5 protein-coding genes and 2 pseudogenes are annotated in these 4,539 nt (G+C 59.9%); 5 read left to right on the forward strand and 2 right to left on the reverse strand.

Annotated elements, in window-relative coordinates; translation table 11 throughout:
• Window positions 1-128, reverse strand: a pseudogene (locus G568_RS20420) (IS5/IS1182 family transposase); the annotation flags it as partial.
• Window positions 129-294: 166 nt separating this feature from the next.
• On the opposite strand from G568_RS20420, the gene G568_RS19425 reads away from it, so the two are divergent.
• From G568_RS19425 to G568_RS20905, 5 genes and pseudogenes are all read left to right on the forward strand, one after another.
• Window positions 295-777: an MBL fold metallo-hydrolase gene (locus G568_RS19425; RefSeq protein ID WP_169576975.1), complete on the forward strand. Its 483-nt coding sequence runs from the start codon at window positions 295-297 to the stop codon at window positions 775-777.
• On the forward strand, window positions 774-1,718 hold the full coding sequence (locus G568_RS0117375) for a 3-hydroxyacyl-CoA dehydrogenase (protein WP_245582978.1): 945 nt from the start codon (window positions 774-776) through the stop codon (window positions 1,716-1,718). Before G568_RS19425 ends, G568_RS0117375 begins: the two co-directional genes overlap by 4 nt.
• Before the next feature lie 45 nt (window positions 1,719-1,763).
• A complete protein-coding gene (gene hisD / locus G568_RS0117380) occupies window positions 1,764-3,074 on the forward strand; it encodes a histidinol dehydrogenase (RefSeq protein ID WP_026759151.1) in 1,311 nt (436 codons plus the stop codon).
• Window positions 3,071-3,832, forward strand: a complete 762-nt coding sequence (locus G568_RS0117385) for an SDR family NAD(P)-dependent oxidoreductase (protein WP_026759152.1) — start codon at window positions 3,071-3,073, stop codon at window positions 3,830-3,832. Before hisD ends, G568_RS0117385 begins: the two co-directional genes overlap by 4 nt.
• A 131-nt stretch (window positions 3,833-3,963) precedes the next feature.
• Window positions 3,964-4,191, forward strand: a pseudogene (locus G568_RS20905) (hypothetical protein); the annotation flags it as partial.
• Window positions 4,192-4,246: 55 nt separating this feature from the next.
• Here the strand turns inward: G568_RS20905 and G568_RS20105 are convergent.
• Window positions 4,247-4,539: transposase (locus G568_RS20105; RefSeq protein WP_026759153.1), on the reverse strand; the 293-nt coding region annotated here is incomplete at its 5' end.

Below are 4,539 nucleotides of genomic sequence, written 5' to 3' on the forward strand. Positions count from 1 at the left end.
CCGGTCGGCGCAGCCTCCCAGATCATCTCCGGGTCAAACCAGACTGTCAGCGAGCCACGGCGCTTGAGCGCTTCGTTATAGGCCGGCCAGTTCCTGGTCTTGTAGGTTGGGGGTGTGGGTCTGCTCATGTCGCCCAGCTACCACACTGGATTCGCGACATGAATCCCTCACGCGCTTTGTGCAACAGAGCCCTTCGGCAATGTCGAGGATTTTCCCAACACCAAGTTCTACATTCAGGAGCGCGAGATCTCGAAATGGGTTTGGGCCATGTCCCTGCCGGACCGAATGCGCTGGATGATGGTCGCTGTAGACCCGGGCGACATCGTGCGCGGCGTTGACCTGGCCCGTGACAAGCGTCTCGTAACGATCGACGGCATGATGGAAGACGTTTTGCCCGGCATCGACCTCCACGCGGCGCCCGACAGCCACACATGGGGCTCCATGTGGGTAACCGTGCGCAACGATGGCAAGAAGGACTCACAGGATACCTGGGTACTGGCCGGCGACCTCGTCTACCAGTTCGACAATATCACCAATGACGGTGCGGTGGTCGATGTCGACGAGATGTACACGCCTGTTGGTCTCGCCGTTGGCAGCCAAACCAACCTGATCCTCGCCACCGAGGAAATGATGAGCCAAGTGGATTACGAGGCCCGCAGAGTGATTCCAATCCACGAGGAAGGTCTGAGAGACGCCTTTCCATCGCGAATCTCGAAAGAGGGCCTGCGGATCACAGAGATCTGCCTTGCGGATGGCGAAAGCTCGAAGGTCGCATGATGCCTGAAGAACGCTCCATCGCGACTGTCGGGGCCGGGCTTGTCGGTTCGGGCTGGGCGCTCGTCTTTGCCCGGGCGGGTTATGCCGTCCGCGCATACGACCCTTCGGAAGAGGTTCGGGAAGGCATCCTTTCATGGGCCAGCGATAGCCTAAAGGATCTCGCCGAGATCGGTCTCGTTGAAGATCCGGACGCCATCCTTGCGCGGATCTCGGTGCATGACACGCTTTCCAAGGCCGTGGAGGGCGTCTTTTACGTGCAGGAGTCGGTCTTCGAGACTGTCGAGGCCAAATCGGCTGTGAGCCATGAGCTCGATGCGGTGATCGGCGACGACGTGGTTGTCGGTTCCTCCTCGTCGGGAATTCCTGCCTCACAGTTTACCGAGGGCTGCAAGAATCGTGCGCGGTTCAGTATCGTCCATCCGGTCAATCCGCCGCATCTTGTCCCCGTGGTCGAGATCGTGCCAGCGCCATGGACGGAGCAGGTGGTTCTCGAGCAGATCGCGGCACTAATGCAGGAAGTGGGGCAGGTGCCAGTGCGACTGACTCGCGAGATCGACGGCTTTGTGCTCAATCGCCTGCAGGGCGTTCTGCTCAACGAGGCTTGGGCACTCTACCAAGACGGCATCGCGAGCCTCGCTGATATTGATGCCACTGTCGCCCACGGTCTTGGCTTGCGATGGTCCTTCATGGGGCCGTTCGAGACCATTGATCTGAACGCCCCGGGCGGCATCGAAGACTACGCGGCCCGTTTGCGTGGACTCTATGCCGGAATGGTCCGCACCCCGCCGCCAGGGCCGTGGCCGGATGACGTGATCGCCAGAGCAGCTGAGGAACGCCGCGCCGAGCTTCCGTTGGAAGACCTCGCAGGCCGGCGTGCATGGCGCGACGCCCGCCTATCGCGACTCGCCAGCTTCAAGAAAAACCAGGGGCTGATGGGCTGATTTTGGCCTTGATCGACTCCCTTCAGAAATCCGAAAGGAAACCACATGTCAGTGACCTACCTTAAGCGAGGTAAAACCGAGGCCGCCCGGGCGGAAGATGATGCCAATACCCGTTCGATTGTAGAGGGCGTCCTGAAAGACATCGAAGACCGCGGTGATATGGCGGTTCGTGAACTCTCCGAAAAGTTCGACAACTACACCCCTGAGGCTTTTCGTTTGAGTCAAGAACAGATCAACGATCTGATCGGCCAGCTCACCGAACGCGAGCTTGCGGACATCAAGTTCGCGCAAGAGCAGGTACGCAATTTTGCCCAGGCCCAACGCGACACGATGCTTGACCTCGAGGTGGAAACGATGCCGGGCGTGGTCCTCGGCCATAAGAACATTCCTGTACAGTCGGTGGGCTGCTACGTGCCGGGGGGCAAATTCCCAATGGTCGCTTCGGCTCATATGTCTGTTGCCACGGCTTCGGTGGCCGGCGTGCCGCGGATCATCGCCAGCACACCGCCCTTCAACGGTAAGCCCAATCCCGGCGTGATCGCTGCGATGCACTTTGGCGGAGCCCATGAGATCTACGTCCTCGGCGGCATCCAGGCCGTCGGCGCCATGGCGATTGGCACACAAACCATCGATCCAGTGCATATGCTGGTGGGGCCGGGCAACGCCTTCGTGGCCGAAGCCAAGCGCCAGCTCTACGGTCGCGTGGGGATCGACCTCTTTGCAGGGCCAACCGAGACTATGGTGATCGCCGACGAGACGGTGGATGCAGAACTTTGCGCCACAGATCTGCTGGGCCAAGCCGAACACGGCTACAACTCCCCTGCCGTGCTTGTCACCAACTCTCGCAAGCTGGCCGACGCCACCCTTCAGGAGATTGATCGCATTCTCGAGATCCTGCCTACTGCCGGCACCGCCAAGGTGAGCTGGGAGGACTACGGCGAGGTGATCGTCTGCGACAGCTATAATGAGATGCTCGATGCAGCCAATGACATCGCCTCCGAGCATGTGCAGGTCATGACCGACCGGGATGACTGGTTCCTCGAGAACATGCACTCCTATGGTGCACTCTTCCTCGGCCCACGTACCAACGTAGCCAATGGCGACAAGGTGATCGGCACCAACCACACGCTGCCCACCAAGAAGGCAGGGCGCTATACAGGCGGTCTCTGGGTCGGCAAGTTCCTGAAGACCCACAGCTACCAGAAAATCACGACGGACGCGGCGGCAACACTGATGGGCGAATACGGTTCGCGCCTTTGCATTCTCGAAGGATTCGTAGGCCATGCGGAGCAGTGCAATCTCCGTGTGCGCCGCTACGGCGGGGTGAACGTACCCTACGGTGAGGCCGCAAAATGACGATCAAACAGCCCGATTTTCGTCTCGACGGAAAGCGAGCGCTTGTCACTGGCGCGGGGCGGGGCATCGGCCTCGCCATCGCTCGGTGCTACGCAGCCGCGGGCGCGGAGGTGACCCTTTGCGCCCGTACTGGCGCAGAGATTGAAATGGCCGCTGCGGAATTGCGCAACGCAGGGCTGAAGGCCCACGCGCTGGCGCTCGATGTGAGCGACGTGCAGGCTTTTGCCGCCGCCGTGGAGGCCGCCGCGCCCTTCGATGTCTTTGTGAACAACGCCGGCACCAACCGCCCCAAGCCGTTGGTGGAGGTGACGGAGGAAGACTACGACGCAGTGATGGGACTAAACCTGTGTGCCGCGATATTCTGCGCTCAGGTGGTTACGCGGCGGATGGTGGCCGAGGGGCAGGGAGGTTCCGTCATCAACATGTCCTCACAGATGGGCCATGTCGGCGCGGCAAACCGCACACTCTACTGCGCCTCAAAATGGGCTATCGAAGGCTTCACCAAGGCCTTGGCGGTTGAACTCGGACCCAAACAGATCCGCGTCAACACGATCTGCCCGACTTTCATCGAAACGCCGATGACACGACCTTTTCTCGAAGATGAGAGCTTTCGCGAAACCGTTCTTTCGAAGATCAAGTTGGGTCGCCTCGGACAGGTCGACGACGTGACCGGCGCTGCGCTTTTTCTTGCTGCGGATGCGTCCAGTCTGATGACCGGCAGCGCGGTGATGTTGGATGGAGGTTGGACGGCGGATTGAGTTCCAAAGGAAGACATAGGATCCCGAACCAATTTCATCGACCCTGAGGCAGACTATTCCTTCACGCGTCTCAAGACTTGAGAAGCCTGATGTGATGTGTAGGCTGCAGCCAAAGGGTTCCGCTGGCGGCGATGAAAAAGATAGAATACTCTGAAAGAGATATCTGTAGCAAGCTCATCACACCAGCGGTGTTGGGGGCTGGTTGGGATCTGCAAACGCAGATCGCCGAGGAGAAGACCCTCACCGACGGTCGGATCATCGTCCGCGGTAAGATGGTCGCACGAGGCAAACAGAAGCGTGCTGACTACGTTCTTTACCTCAAGCCCAACATTCCTATTGCCGTCATCGAGGCCAAGGACAGACTCTGTTGCACAAATTGGTTGAAGGCCAGACGCCCCCTTTCCCCAGACAGACTCATCCTACGGGCTCAGTTATGGGTATGCCGAGCGCGGTATAGCCGTTCATGACGAGGATGCGGACTTGGACTTCCGCAACCTGACGATCGAAGTCCCGCGCCATGAGGCGCTGGCCCAGCATTTTCACGCAGTGCATTTTGGTCTCGACGCGGCTTCGGCGGTGGTATCCACTCCAGTTTCGCCAGATCGCGCGGCCGAGGTATTTCGAAGCTCGCAGGGCCTCGTTTCTGGCCATTGCACCCGCGGTGACGGTCTTCCACGGCTTGGCGTTTTTGCGAGGCGGGATGACGG

The organism is Sediminimonas qiaohouensis DSM 21189 (assembly GCF_000423645.1).
Lineage (GTDB): Bacteria > Pseudomonadota > Alphaproteobacteria > Rhodobacterales > Rhodobacteraceae > Sediminimonas > Sediminimonas qiaohouensis.